Below are 13,533 nucleotides of genomic sequence, written 5' to 3'. Positions count from 1 at the left end.
GAAAATTCAGCCCCTGGTGGTGGCACAGGCTGAGCCGCTCGAACATGGCTACATCAACGAACAAGCGAGTAATGAGCCATGAGCCAGCAGCACTCCCCACTCCAGCAACTCACCGCCCTCGGCTACGCCGTGGCATCTGGAGCCATGCGCTTAGACGTCGCAATGTCGATGGGCGTGTCCATCCTGGCGCGTGACGATCAGGGTGCCATTCTGCAGATCAGCTGCAGCAAGGGCATCCTGGCTATCACAGCCGCCAAGCAAACTCCCCAGCTCACCGCCCCGGCGATCCTCTTGAATCGCGTCATCGCATAACCAACCCCCCAAGAGCGCGTCTCTAGAAGAAGGACCACAACGATGAACATGGTTGAAGTACAAACTGAGGAGCTGATCGGCGCGGCACTGGACTGGGCCATCGCAACGATTGAAGGCCTGCCGATAAAGTACGACCCGATGGCTTTCGGAAATACAGCGAATGGAGGCTACTGGATCTGGGATAAAGCGCCTGGCGGCATGATGGCCAAGATCGGCGACAAATACAGCCCCTCGAGCAACTGGAGCCAACTTGGCCCGTTGATCGAGAAGCGCGCCATCGTCCTGGGCAACCACGAATCGGGAGACCCGAGCCGCCAAGGTGAATTTTGGGGGAGCGCTCATTGCTTCGACTCGGGCACCAGCTTTGAAACCTACAAGGGCGTCAAGGTGGCCGCCTGCCGCGCTATCGTCGCCAAAGAGATGGGCCCCGTAGTGCGAGTCCCGATAGTGCTGGTCCAGCCGGGCTGAACCGCAATCTCGGCTCCTGATCATCCCGTCCGTTAACTGAGGGGGCGCCTGCCCCCTAACCCTGGTTCAACTCCAGCTATTGGCACTGAACTTAGCCCCTGAGTTGCGCCCAGCGGCTCCCATACCTCCCCTGAGCAGCAACTCGAAACTTTTCCTTTACCCCGGTTCTGGCACAACCAAGTGCCCCTGAAACTGGGCTCATTCCGATATTCATCGCAGTGAGCCCAGCACCATGACCTCCGCGCAAACCAAACTGAACCAGTCGATACAAGCCGGCCTATTCGACGCCGCAGAGCCTGCCCCGGTTCTTCTGCAGGTGGTAGACCTGACCTTCGACGAGAAGGTGAAAGCCGCGGTTGAGGCCATCAAGCAGCAGGTGCGCGAAGGTCGTCGCCTAGTGGTGGCCTGGTCGGGAGGCAAGGACAGCAGCGTGACACTGAATTTGGCGTTTACCGCCCTGCGCGATCTGATCGCTGAAGGCCACAGTGTTCCGGCACTGCACGTAATCCATTCGAACACTGGTCTCGAAAATCCAGTGATCGAGATCTACAACAAAGGCCAGATCAGGGCGATCAAGGCTTACGCCAAAACTGCCGGTATCGAGACTCGTGTTTGGGTGGCCTCCCCAAATCTGTCCAACGACTATCTCGTTGGCCTGCTGTCCGGCCGCACGATCATGTCGGTGGGCAACAACACCAAGTGCCAACAGATGATGAAGAAGTCAGCATTGGACCGAATCAAGCGCCAAGTGCGTGCCTGGATAGCCGAAAAGGATGGAGTCAAAGCGAAAGACGCAAATCTGGTAAGCCTGATCGGCACACGCTTCGAGGAAAGCGCGCAGCGCGCTGCACGGATGAAGGCTCGAGGTGAGAGTTCTACGGAAGCTGTCGATGCGATGGAAGATGGTCAACTCGTGTTGAGCCCGATCGCCGAATGGGATGCGTTCGACATCTTCACCTACATCGGGCACGTCCGCTCCGAGAAGATTGAGGCCTACTCCGACTTCGAAGAGTTGGTTGATATCTACCGGGACGCCAACGGCGGGGACTGCATGGTCAACCAGTACATCTCGGGCCGGGAGCAGAACCGCCCACCCTGCTCCGCCAGGACAGGTTGCTGGGCCTGCGGACGTATCTCGAAGGACACCAGCGCCGAAAACATGATTTCGGCTGAGGGCGGAAAGCACGCTTGGATGAAGCCCCTGCTCGACCTGCGGAACTACATGCTGGCGCGACACTTCGATCCGTCTGCGCGCTGCTGGCTGGCGCGTACGATCAACGAAGAAACCGGGACAATTAAGGTCGTACCCAACGCTTACGCTCCGGGATATACCCTGGAGCTGCTGCGCCTGATTCTGACGATACAAGTCCGGGAGCAGATCGCTGCACGCAAGCTGGGCATTGCTCCCCGCTTCCATCTTCTTGACCACCGCCAGCTAATCGCTCTGGACTGCCTCTGGGGCCGGTACCAGTACCAACGCAGCTTCATGGCCCTGCGCACCTGGAAAGAGATCTACGAGCAAGGCAAGCGTTATGACATTCCCGATCTTGCCTCGATTCCTAAGTACACCGAGAAGGACGTTTCCTTCCGTGCAGAGGTTCCCTTCGCGGATGAGGAATATTTCGCCGCGTGGCGCGGATTCCGCAATGTGGAAGCTGCTGCCGTGGATTGGGAAGACACCACCGTTCTTCCGAACGGCAAGATCGTTCAGAACGCGAACGTAGGTGACGAGTTCGAGATCGACGAAGAAGGTGCGGCATTGTTCTGGGAGTTCGACCTCGACTATGCCCTGAACCGAATCTCGGTGCTGGATAACCCCTCTGGCGTTGTCCATTACCTGGTCGGTCTCGGAACTGTAACCCTCTACAAGGGCAGCCTGGGAGAGTGGGATCGGATGATGCGCGTGGGCAACCAGGCCTGGTTCCACGGGCTGATGCCGATCATCAATGACCCGCATGCGCTGGTCGAAACCCTGCAAGCAAAGTTCCAGAAAAAGGAAGAAGACAAGCGAAATGCCCTGATCGGGCAGCTGGCGCTGTTTCTCTAAACCCGAACTACGAGGATGAAACTATGGTCCTGATCACCAGCCTGGCAATCGAAGAGGCAGCAGAAACGCTGACCGAGGACGGAGGTCGATTCGGCGACACACTCTTTGGCGGCCAGGTCATTGAGGCTGCCCGCGCACTGCTCAAGCAGCAGACCGAGGATCAGGGGCCGCCGCTTCCCCTGGGTGAGTTCTTCGAACGCAGGGAGGATATGGGCCAAGGACGCTTGCGGTTGATCCTGGACGGGGACTCTGACGTTTGCGTAGCAGTGATCAGCGACGAGGGTGAAATGGCAGACGTCGAGTTCTGTGTGCCCTTCTCCGGCGGCGGCCGCTCCCCGAAGGTCCGTGAAGCGCTGTTGAACCTGTGCCGCGCTATCCGCGACGAGAACGAAACCAACCCGATCCCAGACTAGCACCGGCCGACAATGACCAAGCGCTTCAGTAGTACAGCCTGAAAACCTGGGCCTCGGTTTGGCTCGAATAACGCCAGCGGGCCGATAGACTAACAACCCCATGGACTGCCCTGAGAGGTCCTCAGTCGCATGAACGTGGACAGAATGAAGGAAAGAAAGTGAGCAACAGTCAATTCCCACTATATGCCTCACGAATCGCAGACAAATTCGTGGTTCGCTTCCCGGACGGAATGCGCAACAAAATCGCGGACGTTGCCCGGGGGAACTTCCGCAGCATGAACTCAGAAATCCTTGCTCGGCTCGAAGCGAGCCTTGAGGCCGAATCTCAGGATGGGAATGAGAACCTTCCTGCAGCGAACGGCGAAGGTCTGTCCGCGGATGAACTTCGCCTAATTGCCCGTTTCAGGAAGCTCGACGTGAAACAGCAGTCCGCGCTGGTCGAACTCCTCACACCAGTGGCCCAGGCTCCTCACCTCGCCAAAGCATCCTGATCGGTTAAGCCCGTCTGTTGAATCCCAAGCCCCATCAAGTGTGGGGCTTGGGCCGTAAAAGAGGCGTGTTATTCGCGCCCGCGATAATGTAGGGAATGACAAATGACTGATACGCCCACAGGAAAATGCACTCTCAGCGATCCGATACCATTCAGTGGAAAAGGGAAAACTCCCATTGCTGACGCATATGCGGAAGCAGAAATGATGTTGGCCGAGTATCGTCACGCCCTCAACGATGGTGTCGGCGCGGACATTGATCGATATGAGTTGATCTGTTATCCCGACTTCATGGGCAAAAAGAATGTAGGGGTTGCTTACAGCACCGAGCTTCAGCGGGTGTATCTGCTATTCATCGGCGCAGATCGCCCTGAGCCAGATTATGAACCAGTGTGGCTGCTCGACCAGGCAAAGGAACTCACACTGCTTTCGCGCACATTGGTGGTGCCGGATCAGACCTCAAATGCGTCCACGTTCTGGGGAGGAATCAAGCGCGGACCTATCATTTCGTACCGTTTCAAGCTGGCCGATGCGCCAACATTCATCAACTTCTAGGGATTTCGGATGAGCCAACACATTGTTTGCGTGCCGTGCGCGAAGTCCAATGGCTTGGTCCGGGTTCAACTTGGGTGGGACAAGCCAATGGCAGAGTTCTACCTAGTCGTTTTCGCGGAGCCGCCTGCGGGCCAGCAATACAGCGATGAACGGATCATTTACTCCAACCTCGACGACCCACGTTCTCATGCCCAGGAGCTTGGCTATTTCAAGGGGGTGGTCCGTGAACTGGGCTGCGACGTCCCGGAGTCTATGTGGCGAGCTGCATACCAAGATAGAGAGTTCAACGTCGTCAACAAAACCGTCTTTTACTCTCAGAGCGGGGATGTAGTTGAGCATCTCTAAGTTGCTATGAACCAGCTGGTGGCACACGCGACCAGGTAATTGAATGTAGGACCTGACGATGTCCATGGGGGGCTCGTCGAGCGAAAGGAACCATCATGTTCAAGAACGATACCTTCAGCCGCATCGGCAGCTATCACCAGATATCCGCGTCGGTTTACAACCTGATCCTCGGAGCGGTACTTCTCTGGGGCTTCGCCCTGAACTGGTGGATGGTAGCAACCATCCCGACCGAAACCATCAAAGCGATCAACCCGTTGGTGTTCATCATCGGATACTTCGCCAGTGCGATCGTCGGCTGCATCATTATCTTCAGCTCGAAGAACCCGATCATTAGCTTCTTCGGCTACAACATGATCGTGGTTCCGATCGGCCTGGTATTGGTCATGTTCATTCCCGGCCACTCGCAGGAAAACATCATCGCGGCAGTCCGTGTCACCACCCTCCTCACGGTATCCATGATGGTTCTGGGAACGCTGTTCCCGGCCTTCTTCAAACGGATCGAGGCTGCGCTTTTCTGGGCGTTGTGCATCACGATCGTGGTTGAGCTGCTGCAGATCTTCGTGTTCGACGTAAAACTGGGCGTAATGGACTGGATCGTCGCAGCCATTTTTTGTGGATACGTAGGTGTGGATTGGGGGCGGGCCAACCAGATCGAGCGGACCGTCGACAACGCGGTGGACAGCGCGGCATCGCTCTACCTGGACATCATCAACCTGTTCGTGCGGGTACTGGAGATCATCTCGAAGAAGTGAGTCCGCCGTCCCGGTCCATAACGGATTTCAGCCCCTCAACTTGGCTCGTACGGGTCGCCACCACTTCATAGGATAGGAGTCTCCACCATTGGACTCCTATCCATATGAACCAGAACACTGACGCTACCAAGCCCCAGGACACCGAGGTTTCGTCTCAGACGCAACTGGCAATCCTCCTGTCTATCCGCGGTGGACTCACCAGCGGGTTCACCGCCCAACGATGCATTTCGCAAATCGCTAAGGTCGGTCCAGTTGGTAACTGGGAGGCTGCAGCTTCCAAATACGAAGTTGGCAGCTCGCTGGCGCAGGCCCTGTTGACTTCGGGAGCCTTCAGTTCCGATGTCCAGTTGCTGATCGGCTTCATGGATGACCACCAGGTCAATCCCGTCCAGCAACTTGACCCCGCAATCGACTATCTCAAAGCAGTCCTGTAGGAGCTCATGATGCTTCGTTTGATCATTTTTGCGGTGTTCGCTCTGACCTACTATCTCGGCCGCTTCAAGAGTGACTGGCTGTACGCCTTGTTCGACCAGGACATGACCGCTGACCCGGATCGAATCTTCGGTCTGCTGACGACCATGGGGGCCGGTGCCCTTTGCCTTCTCATCCTTATGTTCGTTGCCGGCTGCATGGCTGTCGGTCAGCGGAGCGCCGTCGACCAAGAACAGTAGGCTCTCTCAAGCTGCCAAGGCAATGATCCGCCTCATTGAACGAAGCACCTGAAAAGGTGCTTCACCCCTCAATCCAGGGTTTAAATACCCTTTGGAGAACGAATGCCAAAACTCCCCATGCTTGCTCTTGCCGCAGTCGCGGCCGCTGTAATTTCGGTGCCTGCATCCGCCGGCGATCGCATCACGATCCAGACCGAAGTCACCAAGGGCGGCGTTGTGCTCAGCAGCGGTACCCAGGAAATCTCGAAAGGGGCTACCGCCCATTTCAACGATGGGCGTTTCAAGGAAATCGATACCAACGTGACGGTGACGTGCCGGGAAGGCATCAGCCGCTGGTTGAATCCCTTCAAACCCGCCTGTGACAAACCGACTCGAGAGAAGGAAAAGGTGCCCGTTGGGTTCATGGCCGATATTACGGCTCGAGAAGCGTCCGACGACAAATTTGCCGTCTCTGTCGACGGTAGCTACGTTCAGGTCCTCGAAGAGCAAAAACTCAAACTCGGAGACACCGAACTCGAATCTGCATCCTTCCGTATCCAAAGTCTAAACAGCAGCATGGTCGTCATGGCTAATTCCGAGGTGGAAATTGCTAACGGAATAGGTGCTGATGAGATCAAGCTGAAGGTAAAGGTTCAGCGCCTGTAAGGCCTTCTACCAGGGCCGCAGGGCAATTCACTGCGGTTCTGGCACGCATCGTCTGCCCTGAAACTGTGTCCATTCTGAACACAGCCAGGGGATACACGATGACTGCAGTACGCAAACTCCAACCGTCACCTGAGACCCATACGGTCGAAGGGATAGCAGCCATGTACGCTCACGAGCTGGGCGGGCGCGCCGGTCGAGAAATCCAGGTGCGGGACTATCACCTGCATTTCGCCGAAGCTCTCCTGGCACGCGATGCGTATGCGCTCAATTTCCTGGCAAACGGATTGAACAATGTCGGCAAGGCAGTGTTCACCGCGGTTACCGGAGTCCAGCTGCCGCGCACTCAATCCGGCACCTGGGCCACTATCCTCGAATGGGCCGGCGTAGATCCGAAGCAAGACGACCTCAAGAAAGCCGAGCATCACCTGCAGGTTCTGCACACAAGCCTGTGCTCACGTTTCTCTGAAGTAGACCGCCTCACCCGCTTCGCGGAGAGCGGATACGCACAGGGCTTCGTTCAGGTGATCAAGGATGGCCGTCGCTACCTCATGGCTGATGCAAGTGGAAAGGTAGGGCTCAACCTGAGCACTCGTGGGCTTCACGGTGAACACACCCGTCCCTACATCGAGGCCTACCTTGCTGTCCAAAAGATCAAAGTTGAACTGGGCCTGCAGAAGGAGCCGGTGTACGTGCCTGCAGACGCGCCTGCAGGCAACCATTCGCCAGCGCCCAAGCCTGCTCCGGCCACCCAGCTGACAGAGCAGCTCGGCATGGGCTTTTAACCAAGCGCCAGCTTTTCAGAAGGTGGAGATGGCTTGAACACTCCACCTGCTCATGATCTTTTCATCACCAGCGGGCCAGCCTTGGGCCCGGCCTAAAGGGAACTCCATGAAAGACTCGCTCCTCACGCGCATCCGCCGGTCCCTGCGCAACAAGTATGTGCAGTCAATGATCGGGTGCGCACTCACCTTGGTGCTGTTCGGCGGATACTGGGCGTACAACCAATTCCTGCAACCCCAGGGGCCTGATACGTCTGCTGGTCAGCACCAGGCAACGATCATGGATCAGATCAGCAAGAACCCCTCCCGGTGGACCGATAACAGGAAAACGCTGGACAACCTCATGGAAGACGTCCGTCTAGGGAACGTCATCGAAGCTGACATCGGGAAGGAAGACATCTACATCACGACCAAGGACGAACGGGCCTATGTCGTGAGCGACCAGTTCGGCCAAGTAGCCCGGCAGTTGCTCAACTTGATCTACAACGAAAAGACTCCGTTGTTCACCATTCAGGAACTGAAGATCGGCCCTCAGATCAGCGCAGCCCGTTCGCTGGACGTAGCGGTTCAACTGATGATGGTCCTCTTCTTCGGGTGCATGCTCTGGCCCATGTTGAGCCCCTACCTCACGATCCGTAGGAAAAAAGCGACATCCAAGGTCACCTTCAAGGACGTGATCGGGTGCGATGAGGCAAAGCGAACCCTGATGGACATGACCGCATGGCTGCGGACCCCAGAGAATTTCGCCCTGCTGAACGCGCGACCACCGAGAGGGGTTCTGTTTACCGGCGACCCAGGCGTAGGCAAAACGCTCTTGGCCAAGGCGCTGGCAAATGAGTGTGGCGTGAACTTCATCGAAGCGAATGGCAGCAGCTTCAGCAGCATGTTCTATGGCGTTGGCATCCAGAAGGTAAAGGGCCTGTTCCGAGAGGCACGCCGCAAAGCGCCGTGCATCCTGTTCATCGACGAAATAGACGGGATTGGCCGGCGCGTCGACCAAGGGCGCCTTGCCGATGGTGAAGGGAACCGCATCGTCAATCAGTTCCTCACCGAGCTGGATGGGTTTAGCGAAAATGCTGGGGTGATGCTGATCGCCGCAACCAACCATGTCGATGCCCTGGACAAAGCTCTTCGCCGGGAAGGTCGATTCGACCGGACCGTTCATGTCCCCCTACCGACGCTCGAGGACCGGGTACGCTTACTGCAGCTGTACCTAGGCAAGACCAAGCCGGCAGAAGACCTGAACTATGACCGCCTTGCCAAGAACTGCATGGGGCTGACGCCAGCAGCTATCGCCTTCGTTGCGAACAACGCAGCGCTTCTTGCCGCTCGCAGCAGCGATACCGAAGTTGGAATGCACCACATCCTGGAAGCAATCGAGATCCAGCGCATGGGTGAAGCGGATGAGAACCAGAAACTGGCAAGCCCTGAGGACCGTCGTAGAGTGGCAGTTCATGAAGCTGGTCATGCACTGGTTGGCGCGCTTCTCAACACCGGACGGGTGGAAAAAGTCACCATTCTCCCCCGCGGGCCTGCGCAAGGCGTCACCCTGATTCTTCCGCTCGAGGACAAGCGACTGCATTTGCAGTCCGAGATTCAGGCGCAGCTCGCTATGGTTCTGGCCGGTCGCGCTGCGGAAGCTAACGTCTTTCAGGAAGTATCCACTGGCGCTGCCGGGGACCTGCAAGAAGCCACTAGGATAGCCCTTTCAATGGTGACCAGTTACGGGATGTCCAATGACGAAAGCCTCACCAGCCTGGCGACCATGCGAGAGCTCGGCATAGCGATCGATGCCCGGATCATCATGGAAAAGGTGGATACGCTGCTGAACGCTGGGTATGAAAAGGCGTTGGCACTGATCGAGAACTGCCGCCCAGAGCTGGATTTCATCGTCGAGCAACTGCTGGCGCACGAGACCATTGGCGGCGAAGTCGTATATCAGGCCCTGGAGCCAATCGGGTTCCCGGTACAGATTGTGGAGTCCGCGGCGGTCGCTTGAAGGCGCCGGTGGGGCCGGGATTACTCCGGCCCAGCTGCTTCTGGCACAAGAGCATGCGGCCGATCCTGACTGCAAACCACAACAGGAGCACGGCCATGAAACTCCAGCACGCCCACCTGCTTTATGGATCGACCACCATTCCGGTGCTGCCCACCACCTCGACTCCTATCCCCGAGGAGTTCGATTTCGCATCTCCCGAAGGCTGTGCGAAGAGCATCTTCGCCATCATGGGCCGTGCAGCCGGCGGACACTCGATAGATGCCTGCCAACTGCGCATCAATCGCGAGCGGGGAACTGCCAATCTCATCGGGCGCGGAGTGCATGTCTTCTACCGAGACGACTCCCTTCCCCCGCTGACCGTCGATGAAGCACTCGAACTGGTGAGCAGGAAGGTCCAAGAGACCTTCCACCTCGGTACAGTCGCACCCTGCTAGAAGCCATAGGGTGAGGAGCCATAGGGGCTCTGTTGTGGCCCCTTGTAATCCGTCAGGAACTCGTCGAAGCGCTCCAGCATCTGCACAAAGATGTGCAGGGACCTCGTTGATTCGTCGCGGAACACCAAATTCCCCTCCTCGTCCACCTGGTGGTAGAAATCGAACATTCCCTCACCCATCAATGCCAGGGCAGGCATTTCGGCCAGGCGTCCAGCCATCCGAACGATCTCACTTTCCCAAACCTGAATTTCCGGAGTGAATGTCCAGTGCGGATGGTAGGCGTTCCAGGGCTTGGCCATGTACAGGCCGGCCCGGTTCCGAATCAGTCGAGCAAACTCAGTGTCGAACTTTACAGTGGAGTTGAACCGATCCCCGGGCGATACGTTGAACTTCGCCTCCCGGAACTTCACTCTGACCTGCCATACGTCGTTGAGAAATTGCGCCGCGTTTTGATGATCGCGGGTGAGATCACTGCCAACCATCAGAGCTTGAAGGCGGCGTCCTCCGGCTTGGTGAGCGTCTATTGCCAGGCGCTTCCAATGGAGCAGCATGTCAACCGGGTAAAGGCACGCACTGTGATCGATCATGCGATGGCACACCGCGCACAGCCAAATCCCATTTTCATAGCCGTGACGATCCACATCCATCGGCAGATCGTAATATCGGGCCGCGTGTGGGCGCGCTCCGCAGATATGCGCAGCATCGCCCGTCAGCTTGTCTTTGCGCCGGGCCCGGTCGTAGACAAAGGTCTGAATCCCACAAAATGGGGCTGAACAGTAACCCCCAACATCCCGCCGTAGATCTTCTTTTACCCGCGGAGGAAATCCATCATCTGTCGTGCTCATGCTATTTCTCCTGAGCCTCTAAGTAATGAGCAGCCGCCAATTAAACCGGCACCGGTGGACGAGGATAACCGGGAAATTCACCGTTGCGTTTTGGCATAGCCAAGCTAGAGTCGGCCGTTACCATCATGAGCCTCAGCAACTCCTGGAGGAGCTCAATGATCACGCCATCGGAAAGCTGCCCGGTGTGGCAGCGCTATCTCGAAATCGTTGCCGCAGCTGGAGCAATGCCCAACCACCTCCCGGACAAGAGTTCGCTCTATCATCGGCTCCTCGCCGGCAAGCAACCACTGGTGCTGCCTCCTCCCCTGTCCCATTCTTACCCCTGGTACGACGTTGTGGAGTCCGAAAAGGTCTTCGCCCCATTAGACGGGCCAGTCGCTTACGAGCCGCTGACTGAGGACGAACCGCCCGTCGATGCGGTATGGATCGATCAGACCCCCTGGCTTGTTGTCGAACGGATTAGCAATTCGGAAATGATCGTCTCGCAGCCTGGCTGGCTGGATCTCGGGTTCCGATGGCGCTACTGGCATAAACCAATCCGCGCAGATCAATCCGAGGCATGCATGATCGCCCACTATGATCGAGCTGTTGGCCGCATCACCACCAGTGCTCAGCTCGACCTAGAGTGCCGGCACCAAGCCGAGCATTGGAAGGCGCACCTTGAAATTGCCGTATCCGCCTTCAGCAATGAGGTCAAGCTGATGGGGATCGACCCCGATCTTGAGGATGCAGAAGATACCCTAAGAGGGCGAATGAACAGGGCTGCGGCTCAGATGCGTCTTGACCGGGCAGTAAGGGATGCGCGGACCCGAGTGGAGAAAGGCCTGCCTGCGGTGCCGTCTGATGCGGAGGTCGAAGCCTACGCGCATCGCTACCGGACAAACCTCCTTGAGGGTTCATTCCAGGAGCAAGATGGCTGGCTATATGTTGACGGCTGGGCGTTGCAGCGAATCTCGCCAGAGAAACTCGGGCCTGAACACTATTTGCCTGGCGCACCGGCTGCCCAACCGCAAGAGAGCCTGGAGGACTGAACTGTGCTCCAACCCTGCAATGAAACTGCGAGAAATCTGCTACTTCGCCTCGAAGCAGCTGGCCTGCGGGAGAGAGCTACCCCCGGCCTCGACGGTATCGGCAGTTACTGCATCGGCGTTCGGGCCACCAACGCCATCGAGGTGTTCGAGCTTGGGAGGACTCTGGGAGCTGATTTCGGCAAGATCCGCGTCGAAAGCTATGCGGAGGGCCACATCATCGCGTTCCCGGAAGCGCTGGTAAAACTGGATCATGGTTCTGCCTGAGCATTTCCAGTTCGGTCTGCTGCACCGGTTCTGGCACAACCGGCGCAGCCTCACCATAGGTCCATCGAATTCATCAACGAAGGATCTACTCCATGAGCACCAATAACCCCAACGCTCTCGACCTCAATCGCGCCATCAACACCTATTCCAGTGACGAGGCGGAGCGCCTGGCCTATCAGCGCATGCAGGAGGTCGGCTTCAAGATTGCTGACATCCTTATAGAGATGCCTCTCGGGACCATGGCTGATCTGGGCCAAGGCGAGTGCCTGTTCGTAGCCCCGTATGCCGGCCGAATCGAGGTTTTCTCTACCCCGGACTGGCATGACAACTGCCGCTGGGGTGATGTCAACTGGTTCTTCCTGAATGACTATCAGGGCCTTTCCGCCGAGGATCTGGACGAACACCGGGTCACGATGGAAAACTGGCTGAAGAACCCGGTATTCCGGCAATGCGTGCCTGCGGACAACGCATTCAAGGTCGTAGCTGCTCAGGAAGACTGGGCGCAGAGTCAAACCGGGGCTGCTCCCTCCCCGCTGAATCGCTATGAACATGACAACGTCAAAAGCCTCATCGGCGGCTACATGGTCACTTCCAAATCCAAACCGCAGGAAACGCGAGTGGAGCAATTCAGCCGGGCGAAAGCTGAGTTGATCGGTCACCTGGAGCGCCAGCTCCAGCAGGTTAAAGGCTTCACCTTCGCGGATCTGTCCAAGAAAGTGAGTTGAGCTCAATCCCAACTCCATGAACCCCGCTTCGGCGGGGTTTCCTGTTCCTGGGTGAGGCCTAGGCCGAATTTCAGCCCTGCCATTTCGCTTGTGCGCGCGCCCACGGCCAGGACACTAGGGCCTTTCTCACCCAGGGAGCCAACATGATCAGCATTCGAGACAAGAAGGTTTTCGAATCCGCGGACGAAGTCCAAATCGAAGTCCACCAGGACGACATCCATCTCGCTGCCCTGGGGCAGTTCACAGCTGTACGTTGCGGCTACGGCGGCCACACTTCCTTCACGGTCATTCAAGAGGACAATCCCTTCGATTCCAAAAAGCCCCTGTTGCAGGTGAAGGAGGGCTACAACACACTCGCGTGGTTCACCAGCGAGGTAGAAGCCAACAAGCTCCTAGCCCGCCTTCGTGAGGTGTTTCTGGAGATAAGGGCAAAGCAGGAAGAGAATTACCGGCATGAGCCGGACTCGATCACCGTCAAAGTGATCAAGCGCTCAATCGAGTGGATCGGAATCGTGCTGACAGCGCTGGTAATCGCCTTTGTCGGCGGCATGACTGCATATCCCGGTTGGAAGATGGGCGAGGGGCTGTACCACTCTGTGATCAACAGCTCTGAGACGTCGGATGGACTGAGCTTCGACTCGGCCGGGGAGCTGCTCCCGCCGGCAGAATCACCCGAAGCCGATTCTGGGTTGGAGCCCAATCAGCCCAGCGAACCGCTACCGGCCAAAGACTGATAATCAAAAACCCGACACACACTCAA

The 13,533-nt window shown here is 57.3% G+C and carries 19 protein-coding genes; 18 read left to right on the top strand and 1 reads right to left on the bottom strand.

Annotation, left to right across the window (positions count from 1 at the left end; translation table 11 throughout):
• The first annotated feature begins 78 nt into the window (after window positions 1-78).
• From VQ067_RS31815 to VQ067_RS31750, 14 genes are all read left to right on the top strand, one after another.
• Window positions 79-312: a hypothetical protein gene (locus VQ067_RS31815; RefSeq protein ID WP_019437737.1), complete on the top strand. Its 234-nt coding sequence runs from the start codon at window positions 79-81 to the stop codon at window positions 310-312.
• A gap of 42 nt (window positions 313-354) precedes the next feature.
• Complete coding sequence (locus VQ067_RS31810) at window positions 355-780, top strand: phage protein NinX family protein (RefSeq protein ID WP_010792793.1); 426 nt, start codon at window positions 355-357, stop codon at window positions 778-780.
• A gap of 232 nt (window positions 781-1,012) precedes the next feature.
• Complete coding sequence (locus VQ067_RS31805; RefSeq protein WP_010792792.1) at window positions 1,013-2,827, top strand: phosphoadenosine phosphosulfate reductase domain-containing protein; 1,815 nt, start codon at window positions 1,013-1,015, stop codon at window positions 2,825-2,827.
• Between the two features lie 23 nt (window positions 2,828-2,850).
• A complete protein-coding gene (locus tag VQ067_RS31800) occupies window positions 2,851-3,240 on the top strand; it encodes a hypothetical protein (RefSeq protein WP_010792791.1) in 390 nt (129 codons plus the stop codon).
• A gap of 158 nt (window positions 3,241-3,398) precedes the next feature.
• Window positions 3,399-3,731, top strand: coding sequence for an Arc family DNA-binding protein (locus VQ067_RS31795; RefSeq protein WP_019437739.1), 333 nt, complete (start codon window positions 3,399-3,401; stop codon window positions 3,729-3,731).
• Window positions 3,732-3,833: 102 nt separating this feature from the next.
• Window positions 3,834-4,283 (top strand): hypothetical protein, encoded by a 450-nt coding sequence (locus VQ067_RS31790; protein WP_026031883.1) that lies wholly within the window; start codon window positions 3,834-3,836, stop codon window positions 4,281-4,283.
• Window positions 4,284-4,370: 87 nt separating this feature from the next.
• Window positions 4,371-4,628 (top strand): hypothetical protein, encoded by a 258-nt coding sequence (locus VQ067_RS31785; RefSeq protein WP_010792789.1) that lies wholly within the window; start codon window positions 4,371-4,373, stop codon window positions 4,626-4,628.
• A gap of 95 nt (window positions 4,629-4,723) precedes the next feature.
• Window positions 4,724-5,380 (top strand): Bax inhibitor-1 family protein, encoded by a 657-nt coding sequence (locus VQ067_RS31780; protein ID WP_010792788.1) that lies wholly within the window; start codon window positions 4,724-4,726, stop codon window positions 5,378-5,380.
• A gap of 104 nt (window positions 5,381-5,484) precedes the next feature.
• Window positions 5,485-5,814: a hypothetical protein gene (locus VQ067_RS31775; RefSeq protein ID WP_010792787.1), complete on the top strand. Its 330-nt coding sequence runs from the start codon at window positions 5,485-5,487 to the stop codon at window positions 5,812-5,814.
• Window positions 5,815-5,823: 9 nt separating this feature from the next.
• Window positions 5,824-6,051 carry a hypothetical protein gene (locus VQ067_RS31770; RefSeq protein WP_010792786.1) on the top strand — a complete coding sequence of 76 codons (228 nt, stop codon included), beginning with the start codon at window positions 5,824-5,826 and terminating at the stop codon, window positions 6,049-6,051.
• A gap of 102 nt (window positions 6,052-6,153) precedes the next feature.
• Complete coding sequence (locus tag VQ067_RS31765; protein WP_010792785.1) at window positions 6,154-6,696, top strand: hypothetical protein; 543 nt, start codon at window positions 6,154-6,156, stop codon at window positions 6,694-6,696.
• A gap of 161 nt (window positions 6,697-6,857) precedes the next feature.
• On the top strand, window positions 6,858-7,478 hold the full coding sequence (locus VQ067_RS31760; protein WP_010792784.1) for a hypothetical protein: 621 nt from the start codon (window positions 6,858-6,860) through the stop codon (window positions 7,476-7,478).
• 106 nt (window positions 7,479-7,584) lie between these two features.
• Complete coding sequence (locus tag VQ067_RS31755) at window positions 7,585-9,474, top strand: AAA family ATPase (protein ID WP_010792783.1); 1,890 nt, start codon at window positions 7,585-7,587, stop codon at window positions 9,472-9,474.
• Between the two features lie 95 nt (window positions 9,475-9,569).
• Complete coding sequence (locus tag VQ067_RS31750) at window positions 9,570-9,908, top strand: hypothetical protein (RefSeq protein ID WP_010792782.1); 339 nt, start codon at window positions 9,570-9,572, stop codon at window positions 9,906-9,908.
• Here VQ067_RS31750 and VQ067_RS31745 read toward each other — a convergent pair.
• Window positions 9,905-10,753 (bottom strand): HNH endonuclease, encoded by an 849-nt coding sequence (locus tag VQ067_RS31745; protein WP_010792781.1) that lies wholly within the window; start codon window positions 10,751-10,753, stop codon window positions 9,905-9,907. The two genes, VQ067_RS31750 and VQ067_RS31745, sit on opposite strands and share 4 nt — an antisense overlap.
• Before the next feature lie 155 nt (window positions 10,754-10,908).
• Between VQ067_RS31745 and VQ067_RS31740 the strand changes: the two genes are divergently transcribed.
• From VQ067_RS31740 to VQ067_RS31725, 4 genes are all read left to right on the top strand, one after another.
• Window positions 10,909-11,784, top strand: a complete 876-nt coding sequence (locus VQ067_RS31740) for a hypothetical protein (protein ID WP_010792780.1) — start codon at window positions 10,909-10,911, stop codon at window positions 11,782-11,784.
• 3 nt (window positions 11,785-11,787) lie between these two features.
• Window positions 11,788-12,048 (top strand): hypothetical protein, encoded by a 261-nt coding sequence (locus VQ067_RS31735; protein ID WP_010792779.1) that lies wholly within the window; start codon window positions 11,788-11,790, stop codon window positions 12,046-12,048.
• A 92-nt stretch (window positions 12,049-12,140) separates the two neighbouring features.
• The gene (locus VQ067_RS31730; RefSeq protein ID WP_010792778.1) at window positions 12,141-12,773 is read left to right on the top strand and encodes a hypothetical protein; all 633 of its coding nucleotides are present in this window, start codon (window positions 12,141-12,143) and stop codon (window positions 12,771-12,773) included.
• A gap of 143 nt (window positions 12,774-12,916) precedes the next feature.
• Window positions 12,917-13,507 (top strand): hypothetical protein, encoded by a 591-nt coding sequence (locus VQ067_RS31725; protein WP_010792777.1) that lies wholly within the window; start codon window positions 12,917-12,919, stop codon window positions 13,505-13,507.
• Window positions 13,508-13,533: the final 26 nt, after the last annotated feature.

Source organism: Pseudomonas sp. KBN12P06040 (assembly GCF_037574965.1).
GTDB classification, from domain to species: domain Bacteria; phylum Pseudomonadota; class Gammaproteobacteria; order Pseudomonadales; family Pseudomonadaceae; genus Pseudomonas; species Pseudomonas aeruginosa.
This window is presented reverse-complemented; position numbering and strand designations above follow the sequence as displayed.

Excerpts from the sequence above, each read along its gene's own strand:
- VQ067_RS31760 (WP_010792784.1), top strand. The coding sequence starts at position 6,858 with ATGTACGCTCACGAGCTGGGCGGGCGCGCCGGTCGAGAAATCCAGGTG.
- VQ067_RS31755 (WP_010792783.1), top strand. The coding sequence starts at position 7,585 with ATGAAAGACTCGCTCCTCACGCGCATCCGCCGGTCCCTGCGCAACAAG.
- VQ067_RS31765 (WP_010792785.1), top strand. The coding sequence starts at position 6,154 with ATGCCAAAACTCCCCATGCTTGCTCTTGCCGCAGTCGCGGCCGCTGTA.
- VQ067_RS31770 (WP_010792786.1), top strand. The coding sequence starts at position 5,824 with ATGCTTCGTTTGATCATTTTTGCGGTGTTCGCTCTGACCTACTATCTC.
- VQ067_RS31750 (WP_010792782.1), top strand. The coding sequence starts at position 9,570 with ATGAAACTCCAGCACGCCCACCTGCTTTATGGATCGACCACCATTCCG.
- VQ067_RS31725 (WP_010792777.1), top strand. The coding sequence starts at position 12,917 with ATGATCAGCATTCGAGACAAGAAGGTTTTCGAATCCGCGGACGAAGTC.
- VQ067_RS31810 (WP_010792793.1), top strand. The coding sequence starts at position 355 with ATGAACATGGTTGAAGTACAAACTGAGGAGCTGATCGGCGCGGCACTG.
- VQ067_RS31780 (WP_010792788.1), top strand. The coding sequence starts at position 4,724 with ATGTTCAAGAACGATACCTTCAGCCGCATCGGCAGCTATCACCAGATA.
- VQ067_RS31790 (WP_026031883.1), top strand. The coding sequence starts at position 3,834 with ATGACTGATACGCCCACAGGAAAATGCACTCTCAGCGATCCGATACCA.
- VQ067_RS31805 (WP_010792792.1), top strand. The coding sequence starts at position 1,013 with ATGACCTCCGCGCAAACCAAACTGAACCAGTCGATACAAGCCGGCCTA.
- VQ067_RS31775 (WP_010792787.1), top strand. The coding sequence starts at position 5,485 with ATGAACCAGAACACTGACGCTACCAAGCCCCAGGACACCGAGGTTTCG.
- VQ067_RS31815 (WP_019437737.1), top strand. The coding sequence starts at position 79 with ATGAGCCAGCAGCACTCCCCACTCCAGCAACTCACCGCCCTCGGCTAC.
- VQ067_RS31785 (WP_010792789.1), top strand. The coding sequence starts at position 4,371 with ATGGCAGAGTTCTACCTAGTCGTTTTCGCGGAGCCGCCTGCGGGCCAG.
- VQ067_RS31740 (WP_010792780.1), top strand. The coding sequence starts at position 10,909 with ATGATCACGCCATCGGAAAGCTGCCCGGTGTGGCAGCGCTATCTCGAA.
- VQ067_RS31800 (WP_010792791.1), top strand. The coding sequence starts at position 2,851 with ATGGTCCTGATCACCAGCCTGGCAATCGAAGAGGCAGCAGAAACGCTG.
- VQ067_RS31730 (WP_010792778.1), top strand. The coding sequence starts at position 12,141 with ATGAGCACCAATAACCCCAACGCTCTCGACCTCAATCGCGCCATCAAC.
- VQ067_RS31745 (WP_010792781.1), bottom strand. The coding sequence starts at position 10,753 with ATGAGCACGACAGATGATGGATTTCCTCCGCGGGTAAAAGAAGATCTA.